Here is an 18808-nt window from a genome sequence, read left to right as displayed (position 1 = left end):
AGCTCGCCCGACACGAGAGTTTTAGCACTCGTGCTACCGACCAACTACCAACGCGCCTTCAGCAGATTCGGTTGAATTCCACGAATGGGTTTAGCATTGTTGCTGGTTTTTTGAGCGATTCCCGCTTCAAACTCTTCCCGGAAATATTTTATTGCACTCTGCAGTGGCTCAACGGCACCCGGCGCATGCGCGCAGAAAGTGTTGCCTGGGCCAAGGAAGCGGCATAACTGTTCCAGCGTTTCGATATCACCCGGTTGGCCTTCGCCATGTTCCAGAGCACGCAATATTTCCACGCTCCAGGGCAAACCATCCCGGCATGGTGTACACCAGCCACAGGACTCACGGGAAAAGAACTCTTCCAGATTACGCGTCAGTGATACCATATTGATTTCGTTATCGACTGCCATCGCCAACGCTGTTCCCAAACGACTGCCCGCTTTACCGATGTGCTCAAAATCCATCGGTAAGTCAAGATGATCACCGGTCAGAAAATCGGTTCCCGCACCACCAGGCTGCCAAGCTTTCAGTTTTAATCCATCACGCATGCCACCGGCGTAATCTTCCAGAATCTCACGCGCCGTCGTACCAAAAGGTAACTCCCACAATCCCGGATTATTAACCCGGCCGGAGAAGCCCATTAATTTGGTACCCGCATCCTTGCTCTTACCAGCAGAAATCCCCTGATACCACTCCACGCCGTGCTCGATAATGGCTGGAACATTACACAGAGTTTCTACGTTATTTACGCAAGTAGGCTTACCCCATGCCCCAGCAGATGCCGGGAATGGTGGTTTGGAACGCGGGTTAGCACGGCGCCCTTCCAGTGAATTAATCAATGCGGTTTCTTCACCGCAAATGTAACGCCCGGCACCGGTATGAACAAACAGCTCTAAATCAAAACCGCTGCCCATAATGTTTTTACCGAGCAGCCCGGCTTCCGTTGCCTCAGCAATTGCCCGGCGCAGATTTGCCGCCGCCTCTATGTATTCACCACGCAGGAAAATATATCCGCGGTAGGCTTTGAGTGCATAAGCGCCAATCAGCATGCCTTCAATCAGCAGATGTGGCAGTTGTTCCATTAGCAGACGGTCTTTGTATGTACCCGGTTCCATTTCATCTGCATTACACAACAGATAGCGGATGTTCATACTTTCGTCTTTCGGCATCAAACTCCATTTCAGCCCAGTGGAAAAACCAGCACCGCCACGCCCTTTCAGTCCTGCATCTTTGACCAGAGAAACAACGTCATTCTGGGCCATTCCACCCAGTGCTTTCCGGGCTCCGGAATAACCGTTCTTACTCCGGTACTCGTCTAACCATACTGGTTGTTTATCTGCGCGCAGACGCCAGGTAAGAGGGTGTTGCTCAGCAGTCAGAACAATGTTTTTACTCATTGATACTGCTCCAATAACGAATCGATATCTTCAGGCTTTAGCTTACTGTGGGTATCTTCGTCGATCATCATCGTCGGCCCTTTATCACAGTTACCCAGGCAACACGTCGGCAATAGCGTAAAACGGCCATCAAATGTGGTCTGTCCTGGTTTAATCGCCAATTTTTTCTCCAGTGCGGCCTGAATCCCCTGATAGCCGGTAATGTGACAAACTACGCTGTCGCAATACCGGATAATGTGGCGGCCAACCGGCTGGCGGAAAATTTGGCTATAAAACGTCGCCACGCCTTCCACATCGCTGGCTGGGATACCCAAGATGTCCGCAATGGCATTAATAGCGCCATCAGGCACCCATCCACGCCGCTTCTGCACAATTTTCAACGCTTCAATAGAAGCGGCGCGGGCATCTTCATAATGGTGTTTTTCGTGCTCTATCGCATCGCGCTCAGCATCGCTTAACACAAAAACATCCTTTCCCGTCGTCGTATTCGCAACAGCAGGTTGCCCCTGCGCATCAATATGATCCTGAGTGTTGTTATGATCATGCATAATTAACGGTCCACATCTGACATGACAAAATCAATACTGCCAAGGTACACGATCAAATCGGATACCAGGCACCCTCGAATGACTGAAGGAATCTGCTGGAGATGCGCGAAGCTCGGCGTACGGATACGAGTTCGGTAACTCATGGTGCTGTTATCACTGGTCAGGTAATAGCTGTTGATTCCCTTGGTTCCCTCAATCATCTGGAATGATTCGTTGGCGGGCATGATCGGCCCCCAGGAAACCTGTAAAAAATGGTTAATCAGGGTTTCGATATGCTGCAGTGTCCGTTCTTTAGGTGGTGGCGTGGTCAGAGGATGATCAGCCTTGAACGGGCCTTCCGGCATATTCTTCAGACACTGATCCAGAATTCGCAAACTCTGACGCAGCTCTTCGACTTTCAGCATGACACGGCTATAACAATCACTAATGCCGTCGCCAACTGGCACTTCAAAGTCAAAGTTTTCATAACCGGAATATGGACGCCATTTACGCACATCAAAACCAATACCCGTTGCCCTCAGACCGGCGCCGGTTACACCCCACTCCAACGCTTCTTTCGCGTTATAGGCTGCCACACCTTGGGAACGCCCTTTTAAAATGGTGTTTTTCAAAGCAGCTTTCACATAGGTGTCAAGACGTGCCGGCATCCAGTCGAGGAATTCACGTAGCAGACGCTCCCAGCCACGCGGTAGATCATGGGCAACACCGCCGATACGGAACCAGGCAGGATGCATGCGGAAACCGGTAATGGCTTCTACCAGATCATAAATTTTTTGACGATCGGTAAAAGCAAAGAACACCGGTGTCATAGCACCAACATCCTGAATAAATGTACTGATAAAGAGCAGATGGCTATTGATACGGAATAGCTCAGACAGCATAACGCGAATAGTTTTGACGCGTTCCGGCACCTCAATGCCCGCCAGTTTTTCAACCGCCAGCACATACGGCATTTCGTTTACACAACCGCCGAGATACTCGACACGATCGGTGTAAGGAATGTAACTGTGCCAGGATTGACGTTCTCCCATTTTCTCAGCGCCACGATGGTGGTAACCGACATCAGGAATACAGTCTACAATTTCCTCACCATTCAACTGCAGAATGATACGAAAAGCACCGTGCGATGATGGATGGTTTGGCCCTAAGTTCAGAAACATGAAATCTTCATTTTCTGTACCTCGTTTCATACCCCAGTCTTCAGGTTTGAACTTGAGCGATTCCATTTCCAAATCTTCCCTTTGTTTGGTCAGAACAAAAGGATCAAATTCGGTCGCACGCGCCGGATAATCCTTGCGCAATGGATGTCCTTCCCAGGACTGCGGCATCATGATGCGCGTCAAATGCGGGTGGCCATTAAAAACAGTACCAAACATTTCCCATGTTTCACGCTCATACCAGTTAGCGTTAGGGAAGAGTTTGGTTATCGTCGGCAAATACAGATCATTTTCGCTCAGCGCAACCTTCACCATAATGTCACGGTTACGCTCGATGGAAATGATGTGGTAGAAAACGGAAAAATCCGCTGATGGCAAACCTTCACGGTGAGTACGTAACCGCTCATCCATACCATGCAAGTCAAATAGCATGACATAAGGCTTTGGTTGCTTTTTCAAAAAGGAGAGAACTTCCAGTAACTGCTCACGCTTTACCCAAACAACTGGTATTCCTGTACGGGTCGCCTGAAAAGTAAACGCTTCTGGACCAAAACGGTTACACAGTTCGCCTACCACCGGATCGTCAAGATGATCGCGAGTTTGCCATGCAGGCAGTGCGAGGTCCTGCGTCGTTAAATCTGTCATAAGTTATGTCACCACAGTAAATGTGCTATTTCTGTGACTGATAATGGCTACACACTATTATCATAATATTACGCAGCCACTACTGGTTTATCATTCACAGGTCAAATCTCATCGGGAGAGCGCAAATTGGTTACTGCAATACGCTCTCCACGTTTACGTTCCCGTTCGGACTGCATATTGGCACGGTAAACACCCTGATCGCCAACCACCCATGACAGAGGGCGGCGTTCTTTCCCAATTGATTCCTTAAGCAACAAGAGTGCCTGCATGTAAGCTTCGGGACGAGGCGGACAGCCGGGAATGTAAACATCTACCGGCAAAAATTTATCCACACCCTGTACAACAGAATAAATGTCATACATCCCGCCGGAATTAGCACAAGCGCCCATGGAAATCACCCACTTTGGCTCCAGCATCTGATCATATAAGCGCTGGATAACAGGTGCCATTTTCAAGAACGGCGTACCGGCGACCACCATGAAGTCGGCTTGACGCGGCGAGGCACGTAATACTTCGGAACCAAAACGGGCTACATCATGTACCGCAGTAAACGAAGTAACCATTTCGACATAACAGCAGGAAAGGCCAAAGTTAAAAGGCCACAGGGAATTACCTCTCCCCCAGTTCACCATATCATGTAAAGCATGCTCCAGATTACCCATGAATACGCTGCGGTGAACATGCTGTTCAAGAGGATCGCTGGCGCTTTCCTGCTTCTGAAGGGGATAACGGTCGTTCTCACCGTCCGGGTCTATGCGGGTGAGCGTATAGTCCATTTTATTAATGCCTCGCTATTACTGCTGATGATTGTTGGTGGTGTTGATCATAATGTCTGATTTAATAACCTGTCTTTTGGAACGCACAGGTGTCCAGTCCAACGCGCCGATACGCACCAGATAGACCAAACCAGCCAACAGCACCAAAATGAAGATAGTGGCCTCGATAAAACCCACCCAGCCACTTTCTCTGATAGAAACGGCCCAGGCATAAAGGTACAAGGCTTCAACATCAAAAATGACGAAAAACATGGCGACCAGATAGAATTTGGCGGACAGACGCAAACGAGCTGAACCTACAGAATCGATCCCGGACTCATAAGGAACGTTTTTAGATCTTCCTCTGGCACGGCCACCCAGCAAGAACCCACCGGTCAGCATTAAACCGCAGAGACCTACGGCAACGATAAGGAATAGTGCAAAAGCCCAATGGTGGGCGAGAACTTCAGTAGTTGTTGACATACTCTTTGCTTACTCATCAAAAGTGGCCTGTACACCTGCTCTTTTGTCGGCAGTTAATGCGCCACATCGATTAAAAGGGAGGATTTTTCACCACATCAAGAACCACAACTTATGGGGTTAAGTGGGTATAAAAATATGGTTTGATTCCTTGTTTTGTAACCTTTTCTCAACCTCTTTAAAACTAACAGTACATTACTTCACATGCACGCGGTTTTCGTTAACATTTTGTGTGCTGCTATTAAGCTAAATCGAGTCAGTGATACCACATGTTAACAAATTTTAAAGACAAAAAACGTCTATTTGCATGAACACTATATCATTTTCGCAGCGAATACCGTTCCCCCCGTAGGGTTAATAGGGTTATTTTTTGATCCAGAACACATTTTCCTCCTTTATGTTATTAAAAAAACCAAAATGAGTACGCTAATGTTAACGCTTACTCTTTGGTAACAAAGATTTAAAAAAAAAGAACCTTTGTTTCATTAAAAGCGGAAAACCGAGACCGACAGATAAAATACGGATGGTGACAGAGTAAAACACACCATCCGTATTAACGATGTTTTCCATATCGGGGTAACACGATTTTCCCTGTCAGGCCACGCCTTCGACCATTACTCTAAAGGTGGTTCCCGTACATCATTATTCGGTAACATCCCGACAGGAAGAAGATGAGAACGTGCACCAGACTCAATAGCATTAAAAAGCGCGGTACTCAACTCGTTTTCATGCTGTGGATTTTTACATAGGTAATAACGAGTATCAGGCAATCTCGGCAATCCTTCTTCTTCACCAAGTACACGCAATTCCGGGCTCATCATTTCGACCGAACGAACAGTGATGCCCAAACCTGCTTTTACCGCAGCACGGACAGCAGATAACGTAGAGGCAACGTAGGATATTTTCCAAGGAATACCCGCTGCCGTAAGTTGCTCTAATGCCAGTGAACGGAATGGGCTCGGCTCATCAAGTAACACCAACGACACCGTCTCACCTGGCTGAAACTGATAATCAGCAGCGCAATACCATAAAGTTGGTGAAGTTCTTAACAGGACATGTGGCAAATCAGTATTGTTGACCGTAGTTATGATCAGGTCAATTTTTCCTTCCTGTAACATATCCATCATTTCCGTGCCGCGTTTAATGCTTACCTCAACAGATAATTTGGGAAACACGGTTGTCACACGCTGCAAAATAAAAGGCAGAATAGTATCCGCTGTATCATCCGAGGCCCCGATAGTCAGCACGCCCTGAATATCGCTGTACATAAGAGATGCACAGGCTTCATCGTTAAACTGCAGAATTTTTCTGGCGTAATTCAAAAACTGGATACCATGTTCTGTAAGTAGTTTATTTCTCCCATGGCGAGCAAAGAGTTCTTTGCCAATGAGTTGCTCTAGTCGTTGCATTTGTTGACTGACCGCCGATTGCGTTCTGCACACCGCAACGGCAGCTGCCGCAAAGGTATTCAAATCTGCAACAGCGACAAACGTTCTCAACAGATCTAGATCCAGATTAAGTACTGGGCGATTTGCATTTGTCATACGGTTCTTCACTTATCTATTTTAATTTTTAACAAAACATACCTGGTGTTGATACGTTGCATCGGTAAGGTCCGACACAATGAAAGACAATATCGCAGACGAACGATCAGGGCAAAAAAATACTTATACTTCGTTACCATAATCGCCTTTTTACTCTCGACCTCCTTATTGATTATCTTATTATGCTATTAATCCTGTAAAAAGAACCTTTTTTATTTGTTTTAGATCATAAAATAAAAGCCTTCAGAATGCCAGACCACACTTCTGTCATAAAAAAGTGAAGGGTCATGATATAAGATTTTGACTGCGCATTCGTTTACTGTTTTCCTACCTTATTAATATACAAGCATTTCTTATTTTTACCTTTTTACACATATTTTGTGCATCCCGAAATCGATAATCGCTTAGAAACAAAGGAAAGAGATGGCATTTTTCATGATTAATGCACGAGCCAATCATTGCATGAATTGAAACTTCATTTCATATTAACCCATAAAATCTCTGACAAAATCAATTGGACAGATTAATGACACTCAGTTACGAAATATCTTTTTTTCAGCACAATCAGATAGTTACACCAATATTTCAACGCAATACATTAATAAACACCAACTGAATGCAGATCAATCAGACGTTCTAAAACAGTTTTTTTAATGCGAACCGATATCCGATTTCATCATCAAACTAACAAACAGGCATAGGTTTTTCATTTCCATAAATTTCACTCAATACTCTGCATTCATCCAAATTTAGCCCGTATGAAATAGTTTCGAGGGAAATAAAATTTTAGCAGCTGCTATTATTCGTCGGCTGATTTGTCTTCACTATTGGAGAAAAGGCCCTTTTCTATTACCTGGTCCATAACAAATTTACACGTTTAGCATTAGTCATATGAACTTTTCACTAAAAAAAAACATTTCATCCACATGGCTGCTTTCAACAGAAATAAATGAGCGCAAAAACTATAAAAGTTCAATTTTCTATTTACTGATACCGGTTACAGTCTCTTTTCTAGCTTATAGTGGCATCGTTTTACTTTTGAAATATTCGTTTTTGAGTGATTAGCATAAATTATTCACATAACCGAAACGTGGTACAGCCCTCAAAGTCAGCATCGAATAAATCTCTATTTTAATGCATAGATTTATCATTAATGATGAATACAAAAGACTTTTTATAGTGATAAAAACCTAATTTAGTATCCATGGCGGTACTTTTAACCACGCAGATAATTACTTTGTCTATGTCGGACATAACCAAGAATCATTCTTCAAAAGTATCTACAGGAGGAGTACATTAAGCCGCTTATGCTACTCCACCTGAAAAATAGGCGTTCTCTGCAAAAGGCTTGGTATATGTCCCCGATAGAAAAATCCCAAAAGCTGGAAAATGTTTGTTATGACATTCGTGGTCCGGTACTGAAAGAAGCAAAACGATTGGAAGAAGAAGGAAACAAGGTACTTAAGCTCAATATCGGAAACCCGGCTCCCTTTGGCTTTGATGCGCCTGATGAAATTTTGGTTGATGTTATCCGTAATTTACCGACAGCCCAAGGCTACTGTGACTCAAAGGGGCTCTATTCAGCACGCAAAGCGATTGTGCAACATTACCAAGCTCGTGATATGCGTGATATGACCGTTGAAGATGTCTACATCGGCAATGGCGTGTCTGAGTTAATTGTTCAATCAATGCAAGCATTATTAAATACGGGTGATGAAATGCTGGTGCCCGCACCAGACTATCCACTGTGGACGGCAGCAGTTTCGTTATCGAGTGGCAATGCGGTTCACTATAGATGCGATGAAGAAGCAGGATGGTTCCCTGACCTGGATGATATCCGCAACAAGATCACCCCCCATACCCGTGGCATAGTTATTATTAATCCCAATAATCCGACAGGAGCCGTATATAGCAAAGCGCTACTGCTGGAAATCGTGGACATCGCCCGCCAGCATAATCTGATTATTTTTGCGGACGAGATTTACGACAAGATCCTCTACGATGATGCTCAACATCACTCGATCGCCACACTGGCGCCGGATTTATTGACGGTTACCTTCAATGGTTTATCCAAAACCTATCGTGTTGCAGGATTCCGCCAGGGATGGATGGTGCTTAATGGCCCGAAAAAACACGCCCAGGGATATATTGAAGGATTGGAAATGCTGGCCTCGATGCGCTTGTGTGCCAATGTGCCAATGCAACATGCCATTCAGACAGCGCTGGGTGGCTACCAAAGTATCAGCGAATTTATTCATCCCGGAGGGAGACTATATGAGCAACGCAACCGAGCCTGGGAACTTATCAACCAGATTCCTGGCGTCTCTTGCGTAAAACCCGATGGCGCTTTGTACATGTTCCCGCGCATTGATGCCAAACGCTTTAACATCCACGACGATCAAAAGCTGGTTCTCGATTTACTCCTGCAAGAAAAAGTGTTGTTGGTGCAAGGCTCGGCCTTCAATTGGCCGGAACCGGATCATGTTCGCATTGTCACATTGCCACGAATTGATGAACTGGATATGGCGATACATAAACTGGGGCGCTTCCTGGAAGGCTACCATCAGTAATTTTTTAGCCAATAAGCCAGAAAATATCTAATGCCTTAAAGCAAGCTCGGACCTGACCCCAGGCTTGCTTTTATGACACTTCGGCCGTTCAGTGACTGATTTGCTTATTCACCATCAGACGCTCACAATAGAAGTCCTCCCTGTTGTTATCTGAGAGATTGTTTATGGTTCAGAGTCACTTTTTCGCTCACTTATCCCGCCTGAAACTGATTGTCCGCTGGCCTTTGATGCGTAATGTACGGATGGAAAACGTTTCAGAGCATAGTCTGCAAGTAGCGTTTGTCGCCCACGCGCTGGCCGTCATCAAAAACCGTAAATTCAATGGTAATCTCAATGCAGAAAGGATTGCCTTGCTGGCGATGTATCATGATGCCAGTGAAGTTCTCACTGGCGACATGCCTACGCCGATCAAGTATTACAACGCACAGATTGCCCACGAATATAAAAAAATAGAGAAAATCGCCCAGCAAAAGTTAATCGAAATGCTGCCCGCAGAACTACAGCAAGATTACAGCATGTTGCTGGATGATAAATTTACCAGTGAAGATGAGCACGCTATCGTCAAGCAGGCGGATACGTTGTGCGCTTACCTGAAATGTCTGGAAGAGCTTTCTGCTGGAAATAATGAATTCCTGATGGCGAAAGCGCGTCTGGAAAAGACGCTTCAACAGCGTCAAAGTCCCGAGATGGATTATTTTGTGACGATATTCATTCCCAGTTTCAGTTTGTCGCTGGATGAAATCAGTCAGGACTCACCGCTCTAGGCGACGTCAGCTAAAAAGGATAGATCCAGGGCACCATTATCACGCTGACAATCATCACTAACAGCGTAAAAGGAACGCCGATGCGCACAAAATCCCCGAATCGATAACCACCAGGCGCCAATACCAGCGTATTCACTGGCGATGATACCGGTGTCATGAAAGCCGCTGAGGCCGCAATCGCAATAATCATGGCAAAGGGATAAGGAGAAACATGCATTTGCCCAGCGGCGGCTATCGCTATCGGTGCCATTAATACGGCTGTTGCGGTATTGGAAATGAACAACCCCGTCACGGAGCACAGAAGAAACAGGCATGCCAGCATCACTTGCGGCCCGGAATCCCCCGCGACGTCCATCAATCCCTGGACAATCAATGCCACACCACCGGTTTGCTGTAATGCCAGTGCGAATGGCATCATGCCGACGATAAGAATCAAGCTCGGCCAGTGCACCGCTCGGTAAGCACTTTCCATGTCAATACAACGAAACTGCCCCATCAATAAACAGGCAATTAATGCTGCCACTGCATTCGGGATTTCATCAGTCAGCATCATGGCAATCATCAATGCCAGACAGAATAACGCGTGCGGTGCCTGGCTGGCCGCTGGGGCCACTTCATCGACTTCGGCAGGAAGATTAAGCACGATAAAATCGTACTTTTGCTGATGTAATTGACGGATATTTTTCCAGTCACCGATCACCAGCAGGATATCCCCCAATTTTAAGGGTTCATCTGCCAGCACGCCTTCCATGACCTCCCCATTACGACGGATCCCGACTACGGTCAAACCATAACGGCTGCGGAATGCCACTTCATGCAAGGTTTTACCCACCAGTTCTGAATCAGGAAGAAGTGATACTTCGGCCATCCCGACATCACGCGCCTGTGCAGAGAAATATTCCCCACGCAACACCATCGGTTCGAGGCGCTGAGAGGTACAAAATTCCCGTAAATCCATGTCAGAAGCCGACATATCAATCAGTAAAACATCATTAAGGTTCAGTTCCGTGTTGCCAGCCACACTGACCATTACTCGTCTGAATTTCCACCAACGTTCGATTCCTACCACATTCGCCCCATAACGCTGGCGTAATCGTAGGTCATCCAGACGCTGACCAATAAACGATGAACCGGACCTAATCGCTAAACGTCGGGCTCTGCCCGTCAGTTTGTAATCACGGATCAAATCCCGGAAGGTTTTTCTTTTCCATATTTTTTTATGGGAATCACTTTCAGTATTACCCAGCCAATACCGGGCAACGGACATGTAAACAATCCCCATCAGCAACACGACAACACCAATTGGCGTGACACTGAAAAAACGAAATCCTTCCATACCATTACGCATCAGTTCACTGCTGACGACCATGTTCGGCGGTGTTGCCACCAACGTCATCATACCGCTGATCAGGCCGGCAAAACTCAGAGGCATCATCAACCGTGCTGGTGCGATTTTCATCCGCGTCGAAACGTTTAAAACCACGGGGATAAAAATCGCCACGACGCCTGTGGAACTCATTACCGCGCCCAGGCAGGTAACGGTAAACATCAGTAAAACCAGCATGCGTATTTCACTGTGGCCGGCAACATGCATCAGCCAATCTCCGACCTGGTAGGCTATCCCGGTACGGACCAGTCCTTCACCGACGACAAACAAGGCAGCAATGAGAATCACATTCGGATCGCTGAAACCAACTAATGCATCCTGCAACGTTAACGTGCCACTCAGCACAAAAGTAATAATCACCAATAACGCCACCACATCCATACGTAGCTTGTTGGTGGCAAAAAGCACAATGGTGATAAACAAAAGGGATAAGACCCAGAGAAGTTCGCTATTCAGCATACTCCACCTTGACGCGGACAATTTTTATGGAATAGGTTCAGCATGGCATAAAAAAACCCTGTCAAAGCAGGGTTTTGATCATATTTCATTACACTTTGCTGTACTCAGGGAAATGCGATAACACTCACACCGTCGGCTGTGGGCTCAACACGCAGTGATGACAGAGAATGTAATATCAGACTGACCTGTTCCAGCTTAGGTGTATCGGCCGGGGTGTTGACAGCAACCACTTGACATCCGGCAGACAGACCAGACAGTACACCAGCGGGCGCATCTTCTACCACGACACAGTCAGCAGGCAGGAATCCCAGTTTCTCCGCACCTAGTAGATAGGCATCAGGGTTTGGTTTACCCTTTGCCACCTGCTCGGCAGTAATAAAAACCGCTGGCTGTGGTAACCCTGCCGCACGGTGACGGGCATGGGCAATCGGTATCGTGCCTGAAGTGACAATCGCCCAGGGAATATTCAATGCATTCAGACGCTCCAGTAATGCCATGGCACCCGGCATCGCTGTCACCCCTTTGGTATCCGCTGCTTCCACGTTTTCCAGCGCGACAAACTCACGCTGAATTTCTGCCTCACTTTTCCCGGCAAGAAAATGACGCAATGACGTAATTGCCTGTTTACCGTGGATAAAATCAAGAACTTCTTGTGGTTCTATGTCATGATCCTTTGCCCAATTACTCCAGGCGCGTTCCACTGCGGGTAATGAATCAACCAACGTACCATCCAGATCAAACAGAAAACCTTTACACTCCACAGACATCCCCTTTAATGTTCAGGCATTGATAATCTGAGCGATTTCCACTGCGCTCAAATGATATTGACGAGGACAGGATTGCCACACTGCCAGCATACGGTTGTATTTATCCCACATTTTGGTCTGCGAGTTAAATCCATGTGTTCCTGAATCGAAATGCGGGTAGCGCCCTTCCACATGCACCATAAAACGCACGAATCCCAGATAACGGGCTTCTGTAGCCGCATCAAAACCGAGGAAGGCCAGACGACGCTCATCCAGATCCGATTTTTCTTTCAGGTTCGCCCAGGACACCTGCAAAGCATGATGCATTTCCATAACATTAATAATCGTGCGGCAAACCTCTTCGCTTAGATCGCCAAATTCACGATCCAATTCCCGCATCTGCAAGCCATAACCACGTTCAATGATCGTTTGTAATCGACGATACCGCTCAGCGTTATCCGGATCCAACATCGTCATCATTTTATATTGATTTGAAAGGATTAATCTCTGGGCATTTGTCATTTCCATGGTGCTCTCCTGAATCACATTCCGGCCTAAATTACATTGACGGCAGAATCGCATACTGGATGTTGCCACGGTAGCAATAGCATCCGGTTTATTGATTTAAAACAGAATTGGATGGAAAAATATTCCAATATCCAAAGCAAAAACCCAGTCCAGATCAAAGGTCGTCAAAAAACGTTTTATCCAGCTGTTTAAAGGCTCTTTTCAGCACATCGGCCAGCATTTGATAGGTAGGTTTATCCTCTAGCGGAGCCAGCGATATGCCTGATTCCAATAATTTACTACGAATTTCATGAAACCAATGCAATAAAGAAGGTGGGAGCGGTGTAATAGAACGGCGTCCCAACCACCATAACCCTTGTAGGGGTAGACTCAAGGCAAACAGCGCTGTGGCAACAGATGGTCCTATCTGGCCACCAAGAGCGATTTGCCATGTCAGCGTAAATACCGCCAGTGGCGGCATAAAACGAATACCATGACGAGTGACGCGAACGACGCGGTTTTCCGGGAACAGAGGGCCCAGGCGCTTATCTGCCGGCCAGGTTTTCATGTAGTGCTGGCCTCGCTGGAATAACTGTAACCAGCCAATTTTGCCGGTGGGTTTTGTCGTCATTGTCAAACCTCAACTTCACATATAAAAAATAAAATTTTTGTATAAACAACCAACTTCAATTGACAACCTTAAAATATATTTTGTGTTTGATGTTCGCTATCGGTATTCTAATCCGGCCTTAATTGGCCCTGATATACTAACGTAGTATGACTATATGCCGAGTAAAGGCACGTTCTTTACTCCATACTAAATATGCAGTAGTCAGTTCTCATTCAACAATCGAAGGTTTTAGAGTGTTGATGCCAGCCATTCATCGGCGTTCCGTGCGTCAGAAGATACCTAAGCAACGGCACTTTTCATGTCATGACTGGTAAATTCTACCAAGCCATGATGTTAATCATAAATGTCAACCGCCTTGTACGCTATGCTGAGTGCTGTATGACATTTTTTAACCATGTATAACAAGTAGGTACTTCCATGTCGAGTAAGTTAGTACTGGTTCTTAACTGTGGTAGTTCATCCCTGAAGTTCGCCATCATTGATGCAGTTAACGGGGACGAGTACCTGTCTGGCCTAGCCGAATGTTTCCACCTTCCTGAAGCACGAATCAAATGGAAAATGGATGGTGGCAAACAGGAAGCGGCGCTGGGTGCAGGAGCTGCCCATAGCGAAGCACTGAGCTTCATCGTTAACACCATTCTCGGCCAGAAACCGGAGCTTTCTGCTCAACTGGTTGCGATTGGTCACCGTATCGTGCATGGCGGTGAGAAATTCACTCATTCTGCTATTATCAATGCTGACGTTTTGCAGGGTATCAAAGATGCCATCCCATTTGCACCCCTTCATAATCCGGCGCATCTGATTGGTATCGACGAAGCGTTGAAATCCTTCCCGAAACTGGTTGACAAGAATGTTGTTGTTTTTGACACCGCATTCCATCAGACCATGCCGGAAGAAGCTTATCTGTATGCCCTGCCGTACAAATTATATACAGAACATCATATTCGTCGTTATGGCGCTCACGGCACCAGCCATTTCTATGTTACGCAAGAAGCGGCTAAAGTACTTAACAAACCTGTTGATGAATTGAACGTCATTACCTGCCATCTGGGTAACGGTGGTTCAGTTTCCGCTATCCTCAACGGCAAGTGTGTAGATACCTCCATGGGTTTGACTCCATTGGAAGGTCTGGTTATGGGCACCCGCAGCGGTGATATCGATCCGGCAGTGGTTTTCCATCTGTATGACTCTCTGGGCATGAGCGTTGCTGATATCAATAAAATGCTGACCAAAGAATCAGGTCTGCTGGGTCTGACAGAAGTCACTAGCGACTGCCGTTATGTAGAAGACAACTACACCACCAAAGAGAATGCCAAACGCGCCATGAACGTTTACTGCCATCGTCTGGCTAAATACATCGGGGCATACAGTGCGCTGATGGAAGGCCGGCTTGATGCAGTTGTCTTCACCGGTGGTATTGGTGAAAACGCGGCCATGGTCCGTGAATTGACACTGAACAAACTGAGTATTTTGGGCTTTGAAATCGACCACGAACGTAATCTTGCCGCCCGTTTTGGTAACAGTGGCAACATTGCCAAAGACAGCAGCCGACCAGCTCTGGTAATCCCTACCAATGAAGAACTGGTTATCGCTCAAGATGCTCTCCGTCTGACCGCATAAATAAAGTATCCCAACTCCGTCAGCTCAGGCTGACGGAGTTGTTTTTGAACAACGAGCAACCGTAAAGAGGTTAAGTCGTGTCCCGTACAATTATGTTGATTCCTACTGGCACCAGTGTGGGTCTGACCAGTGTCAGCCTGGGTGTCATCCGTTCAATGGAACAGAAAGGTGTTCGACTGAGCGTATTCAAGCCGATCGCCCAACCCCGTGCCGGTGACAATGCACCGGACCAGACCACCGCTATTATTCGTGCAACTTCCGCCATCAATGCCGCTGAACCGCTACAGATAAGCCACGTCGAATCACTGCTGAGCACTAACCAGCAGGACGCATTGATGGAAGAAATTATTGCCCGCTATCACGACAATACGAAAGACGCTGAAGTTGTGCTGGTTGAAGGTCTGGTGCCTACCCGCAAACATCAGTTTGCCAATGCGCTAAACTATGAAATCGCCAAAACCCTGAATGCAGAAATCGTGTTCGTTCTGGCGCTGGGCAACGACTCACCGACCCAATTGAAAGAACGCATCGAGCTGGCACGCTCTAGTTTTGGTGGTAGTAAGAATAAAAACATCACTGGCGTCATCATTAATAAACTGAATGCGCCGGTGGATGAACAAGGTCGCACCCGTCCAGACCTGTCTGAAATTTTTGATGATTCAACCAAGGCCAGCGTTGCCAACATTGATCCCAAACTGCTGTTTGCCAACAGCCCGCTACCGGTATTGGGTTGCATTCCCTGGAGTTTCGATCTGATCGCTACTCGTGCGATCGATATGGCGAAGCATCTGAATGCCAAGATCATCAACGAAGGCGATATTCAGACTCGCCGCGTTAAGTCTGTCACCTTTTGCGCCCGCAGTATTTCTCACATGCTGGAACATTTCCGTCCCGGCTCATTGCTGGTAACTTCAGCGGACCGTCCCGATGTACTGGTGTCAGCCTGTCTGGCAGCGATGAACGGTATCGAAATTGGAGCACTGTTGCTGACTGGCGGCTACGAAATGGATCCGAGCATCAGCAAGCTGTGTGAACGTGCCTTCCAGACCGGCCTGCCGGTATTTATGGTTAACACCAACACCTGGCAGACCTCTTTGAGTCTGCAAAGCTTCAACCTGGAACTGCCGATCGACGACCATGAACGTGTAGAAAAAGTCCAGGAATACGTTGCCCGTCACATTGATAGCCAATGGATAGACTCTCTGTCTGCCGCTTCTGAACGTTCACGTCGTTTGTCTCCTCCGGCTTTCCGTTACCAATTGACGGAACAGGCGCGTAAAGCTGGCAAACGTATCGTGCTTCCTGAAGGTACTGAGCCTCGTACCGTTAAGGCCGCCTCGATCTGTGCCGAACGAGGTATCGCACACTGTATATTGTTGGGTAATCCAGATGAAATCCAGCGTGTTGCCGCCGCTCAGGGTGTGAAACTGGGTAAAGGTATTGAGATCGTCGATCCTGTCGCCGTTCGTGAGCGCTATGTAGCCCGTCTGGTTGAGCTGCGCAAGAACAAAGGCATGACTGAAGTCGTTGCCCGTGAACAACTGGAAGACAACGTGGTACTCGGTACTCTGATGCTGGAACAGAATGAAGTTGACGGTCTGGTTTCCGGTGCGGTTCACACCACAGCCAATACCATCCGTCCGCCATTACAGTTAATCAAAACCGCACCAAACAGTTCACTGGTCTCCTCTGTATTCTTCATGCTGCTGCCGGAACAGGTTCTGGTGTATGGTGACTGTGCCATCAATCCGGATCCGACAGCTGAACAGTTGGCTGAGATTGCCATTCAGTCGGCTGATTCTGCTGCTGCATTTGGTATAGAACCTCGTGTTGCGATGATTTCCTATTCCACTGGTGATTCAGGTGCGGGTAGCGACGTGGAAAAAGTACGCGAAGCCACCCATATCGCCCAGCAAAAACGTCCGGATTTGATTATTGATGGCCCTCTGCAATACGACGCCGCCATTATGGCTGATGTTGCAAAATCCAAAGCACCAAACTCACCAGTTGCCGGTAAAGCTACAGTGTTCATCTTCCCTGACCTGAACACCGGTAACACAACTTACAAAGCGGTACAACGTTCAGCAGACCTGATCTCCATTGGGCCGATGCTACAGGGTATGCGCAAGCCGGTTAACGATCTGTCCCGTGGTGCATTGGTAGACGATATCGTGTACACCGTAGCGCTGACCGCTATTCAGGCGACTCAGATCTAATCAATTAGTCAGTTTTATCTGCCAAAACGCCAGCGAAAGCTGGCGTTTTTTATTGGTGTTCCACCTGACGGGATAAGACAAGGCCGGGTTCCTCTTCTATCCCATATAGAGAAATCACGTGGTACTATTTTTCCTCTTCCAGCGCACTGCGATCTTCAGGCCCAGGAAGATCATCAACCAGTGTACGTGCCGGCCGCGGCAGAATTTTTCCATACTCGTTGGCGTTATTACGAGTTAACCACAGTGATAATGCCTTGAGTGAATCCGGCGTAAATTCATCGCAGCGCGACGTTATCTCTTCTGGTGTCAGCCAACTTACCTCGTCAATTTCCTCTTCTTGCAGCGCAAACGGCCCATGAGTCACGCAGCTGAACAACGCCCCCCATACACGGCAGTCGTCGCTTTCATAGTAGAACAAGCCGTGCTCGGCAAAGGGGACGCCAGCAATACCAAGCTCTTCCTCTGCTTCTCGACGAGCTGATTCCAACATGTTTTCACCACTTTGTACGACGCCCCCAGCCGTTGCATCCAGCCAGCCGGGGTAAAAATCCTTGATTTCGGTTCGACGTTGGATCAGGACTTTCCCCATGCCGTCATGTACAACGATATAGGTAGCGCGATGCCTCAGGCACTGCGCACGCATCTGCTGGCGGCTTGACTGAGCGATTACTTCATTGTTTTCATCAACGATATCCACCCACTCGGTACCTGCCATCTGAGTTTGTTCCGCCATCCTCTGAAACCTTTTAGTAGCGGCGCGTTATCGCGCCCATTTGTTTGAATAATAGATGTAGCATGAGAGTAGAACTAAATTAGTGTGTAATGACTACCTGCGCAATAACTTCTCCCCCAACCAGTGACACAACCTGCAATCTATTCTGCATCAACAGCCCGTAGCTGGCGGGATATCCCCCTTTCGGCAGGCTGACTGAACCCGGATTAAAGCAGTAAATATCATCATGCCGTTCAGCCACTGGGATATGTGTATGCCCATAAACCAGAACATCATCGGCCTGTAACGGAGGCCGCTGATCGGGGTGGTAAAGATGTCCGTGGGTGAGAAATAACCGACATTGCGGCAGCAGTACCTGTTGCCAGGGTGCCATCATCGGAAATTGCAGCAACATCTGATCCACTTCGCTATCACAGTTTCCTCGCACCGCAATAATCCGGGGAGCATACTCATTCAGTTTGACTGCCACCTCTGCTGGCAGATAGTTTTCTGGTAGCGGATTACGCGGGCCATGGTTAAGAAAATCGCCAAGCAAAACCAGCCATTGCGCACCACTGCGTTCAAATTGCGTCAATACTGTTTCTGTCGCCGTAAGAGAGCCGTGCAGATCAGATGCAAACATCAGTTTCATGGTTAATTCCCGAAGTGTCTT

General features: G+C 47.2%; 16 protein-coding genes. 4 read left to right on the top strand and 12 right to left on the bottom strand.

Annotation, left to right across the window (positions count from 1 at the left end; genetic code table 11):
* Positions 1-44: 44 nt before the first annotated feature.
* The 6 genes from nuoF to lrhA form a co-directional block, all read right to left on the bottom strand.
* Positions 45-1394 carry an NADH-quinone oxidoreductase subunit NuoF gene (gene nuoF / locus RS889_RS07850; RefSeq protein ID WP_021016636.1) on the bottom strand — a complete coding sequence of 450 codons (1350 nt, stop codon included), beginning with the start codon at positions 1392-1394 and terminating at the stop codon, positions 45-47.
* Positions 1391-1942 carry an NADH-quinone oxidoreductase subunit NuoE gene (nuoE, locus tag RS889_RS07845; protein WP_021016637.1) on the bottom strand — a complete coding sequence of 184 codons (552 nt, stop codon included), beginning with the start codon at positions 1940-1942 and terminating at the stop codon, positions 1391-1393. Before nuoE ends, nuoF begins: the two co-directional genes overlap by 4 nt.
* Positions 1943-1944: 2 nt before the next feature.
* Complete coding sequence (gene nuoC, locus RS889_RS07840) at positions 1945-3744, bottom strand: NADH-quinone oxidoreductase subunit C/D (RefSeq protein ID WP_315710118.1); 1800 nt, start codon at positions 3742-3744, stop codon at positions 1945-1947.
* Between the two features lie 101 nt (positions 3745-3845).
* Positions 3846-4520 carry a NuoB/complex I 20 kDa subunit family protein gene (locus RS889_RS07835; RefSeq protein WP_021016639.1) on the bottom strand — a complete coding sequence of 225 codons (675 nt, stop codon included), beginning with the start codon at positions 4518-4520 and terminating at the stop codon, positions 3846-3848.
* 18 nt (positions 4521-4538) lie between these two features.
* A complete protein-coding gene (locus tag RS889_RS07830) occupies positions 4539-4982 on the bottom strand; it encodes an NADH-quinone oxidoreductase subunit A (RefSeq protein ID WP_021016640.1) in 444 nt (147 codons plus the stop codon).
* 611 nt (positions 4983-5593) lie between these two features.
* Positions 5594-6523 carry a transcriptional regulator LrhA gene (gene lrhA, locus RS889_RS07825; RefSeq protein ID WP_021016641.1) on the bottom strand — a complete coding sequence of 310 codons (930 nt, stop codon included), beginning with the start codon at positions 6521-6523 and terminating at the stop codon, positions 5594-5596.
* A gap of 1355 nt (positions 6524-7878) precedes the next feature.
* Here lrhA and RS889_RS07820 point away from each other — a divergent pair.
* Together RS889_RS07820 and yfbR are read left to right on the top strand one after the other, a co-directional pair.
* Complete coding sequence (locus RS889_RS07820) at positions 7879-9093, top strand: pyridoxal phosphate-dependent aminotransferase (protein ID WP_315710115.1); 1215 nt, start codon at positions 7879-7881, stop codon at positions 9091-9093.
* 164 nt (positions 9094-9257) lie between these two features.
* The gene (yfbR, locus tag RS889_RS07815) at positions 9258-9857 is read left to right on the top strand and encodes a 5'-deoxynucleotidase (RefSeq protein ID WP_021016643.1); all 600 of its coding nucleotides are present in this window, start codon (positions 9258-9260) and stop codon (positions 9855-9857) included.
* 10 nt (positions 9858-9867) lie between these two features.
* On the opposite strand, the gene RS889_RS07810 is transcribed toward yfbR, so the two are convergent.
* From RS889_RS07810 to yfbV, 4 genes are all read right to left on the bottom strand, one after another.
* Positions 9868-11703, bottom strand: coding sequence for an SLC13 family permease (locus RS889_RS07810; RefSeq protein ID WP_315710113.1), 1836 nt, complete (start codon positions 11701-11703; stop codon positions 9868-9870).
* A 104-nt stretch (positions 11704-11807) separates the two neighbouring features.
* The gene (locus RS889_RS07805; protein ID WP_315710111.1) at positions 11808-12464 is read right to left on the bottom strand and encodes a sugar phosphatase; all 657 of its coding nucleotides are present in this window, start codon (positions 12462-12464) and stop codon (positions 11808-11810) included.
* An 18-nt stretch (positions 12465-12482) separates the two neighbouring features.
* A complete protein-coding gene (locus tag RS889_RS07800; protein WP_021016646.1) occupies positions 12483-12977 on the bottom strand; it encodes a YfbU family protein in 495 nt (164 codons plus the stop codon).
* A gap of 154 nt (positions 12978-13131) precedes the next feature.
* Positions 13132-13587, bottom strand: coding sequence for a terminus macrodomain insulation protein YfbV (gene yfbV, locus RS889_RS07795; protein WP_021016647.1), 456 nt, complete (start codon positions 13585-13587; stop codon positions 13132-13134).
* A gap of 417 nt (positions 13588-14004) precedes the next feature.
* Here yfbV and ackA point away from each other — a divergent pair, with 417 nt between their 5' ends.
* Both ackA and pta read left to right on the top strand, forming a co-directional pair.
* Positions 14005-15207 (top strand): acetate kinase, encoded by a 1203-nt coding sequence (gene ackA / locus RS889_RS07790; protein WP_315710110.1) that lies wholly within the window; start codon positions 14005-14007, stop codon positions 15205-15207.
* Positions 15208-15284: 77 nt separating this feature from the next.
* Positions 15285-17423 carry a phosphate acetyltransferase gene (gene pta, locus RS889_RS07785; protein ID WP_021016649.1) on the top strand — a complete coding sequence of 713 codons (2139 nt, stop codon included), beginning with the start codon at positions 15285-15287 and terminating at the stop codon, positions 17421-17423.
* Between the two features lie 124 nt (positions 17424-17547).
* On the opposite strand, the gene yfcD is transcribed toward pta, so the two are convergent.
* The gene (gene yfcD, locus RS889_RS07780; protein WP_021016650.1) at positions 17548-18156 is read right to left on the bottom strand and encodes an NUDIX hydrolase YfcD; all 609 of its coding nucleotides are present in this window, start codon (positions 18154-18156) and stop codon (positions 17548-17550) included.
* 79 nt (positions 18157-18235) lie between these two features.
* Positions 18236-18787: a phosphodiesterase gene (yfcE, locus tag RS889_RS07775; RefSeq protein ID WP_315710108.1), complete on the bottom strand. Its 552-nt coding sequence runs from the start codon at positions 18785-18787 to the stop codon at positions 18236-18238.
* Between the last annotated feature and the right edge of the window lie 21 nt (positions 18788-18808).

The organism is Brenneria uluponensis, from assembly GCF_032395385.1.
Lineage (GTDB): Bacteria > Pseudomonadota > Gammaproteobacteria > Enterobacterales > Enterobacteriaceae > Prodigiosinella > Prodigiosinella aquatilis.
This window is presented reverse-complemented; position numbering and strand designations above follow the sequence as displayed.

Bases quoted from the DNA above. Each gene is read 5' to 3' on its own strand.
- yfcD (WP_021016650.1), bottom strand. From the start codon at position 18,156: ATGGCGGAACAAACTCAGATGGCAGGTACCGAGTGGGTGGATATCGTT.
- RS889_RS07810 (WP_315710113.1), bottom strand. From the start codon at position 11,703: ATGCTGAATAGCGAACTTCTCTGGGTCTTATCCCTTTTGTTTATCACC.
- RS889_RS07800 (WP_021016646.1), bottom strand. From the start codon at position 12,977: ATGGAAATGACAAATGCCCAGAGATTAATCCTTTCAAATCAATATAAA.
- RS889_RS07830 (WP_021016640.1), bottom strand. From the start codon at position 4,982: ATGTCAACAACTACTGAAGTTCTCGCCCACCATTGGGCTTTTGCACTA.
- ackA (WP_315710110.1), top strand. From the start codon at position 14,005: ATGTCGAGTAAGTTAGTACTGGTTCTTAACTGTGGTAGTTCATCCCTG.
- yfbV (WP_021016647.1), bottom strand. From the start codon at position 13,587: ATGACGACAAAACCCACCGGCAAAATTGGCTGGTTACAGTTATTCCAG.
- RS889_RS07835 (WP_021016639.1), bottom strand. From the start codon at position 4,520: ATGGACTATACGCTCACCCGCATAGACCCGGACGGTGAGAACGACCGT.
- nuoF (WP_021016636.1), bottom strand. From the start codon at position 1,394: ATGAGTAAAAACATTGTTCTGACTGCTGAGCAACACCCTCTTACCTGG.
- nuoC (WP_315710118.1), bottom strand. From the start codon at position 3,744: ATGACAGATTTAACGACGCAGGACCTCGCACTGCCTGCATGGCAAACT.
- RS889_RS07820 (WP_315710115.1), top strand. From the start codon at position 7,879: ATGTCCCCGATAGAAAAATCCCAAAAGCTGGAAAATGTTTGTTATGAC.
- yfcE (WP_315710108.1), bottom strand. From the start codon at position 18,787: ATGAAACTGATGTTTGCATCTGATCTGCACGGCTCTCTTACGGCGACA.
- nuoE (WP_021016637.1), bottom strand. From the start codon at position 1,942: ATGCATGATCATAACAACACTCAGGATCATATTGATGCGCAGGGGCAA.
- yfbR (WP_021016643.1), top strand. From the start codon at position 9,258: ATGGTTCAGAGTCACTTTTTCGCTCACTTATCCCGCCTGAAACTGATT.
- lrhA (WP_021016641.1), bottom strand. From the start codon at position 6,523: ATGACAAATGCAAATCGCCCAGTACTTAATCTGGATCTAGATCTGTTG.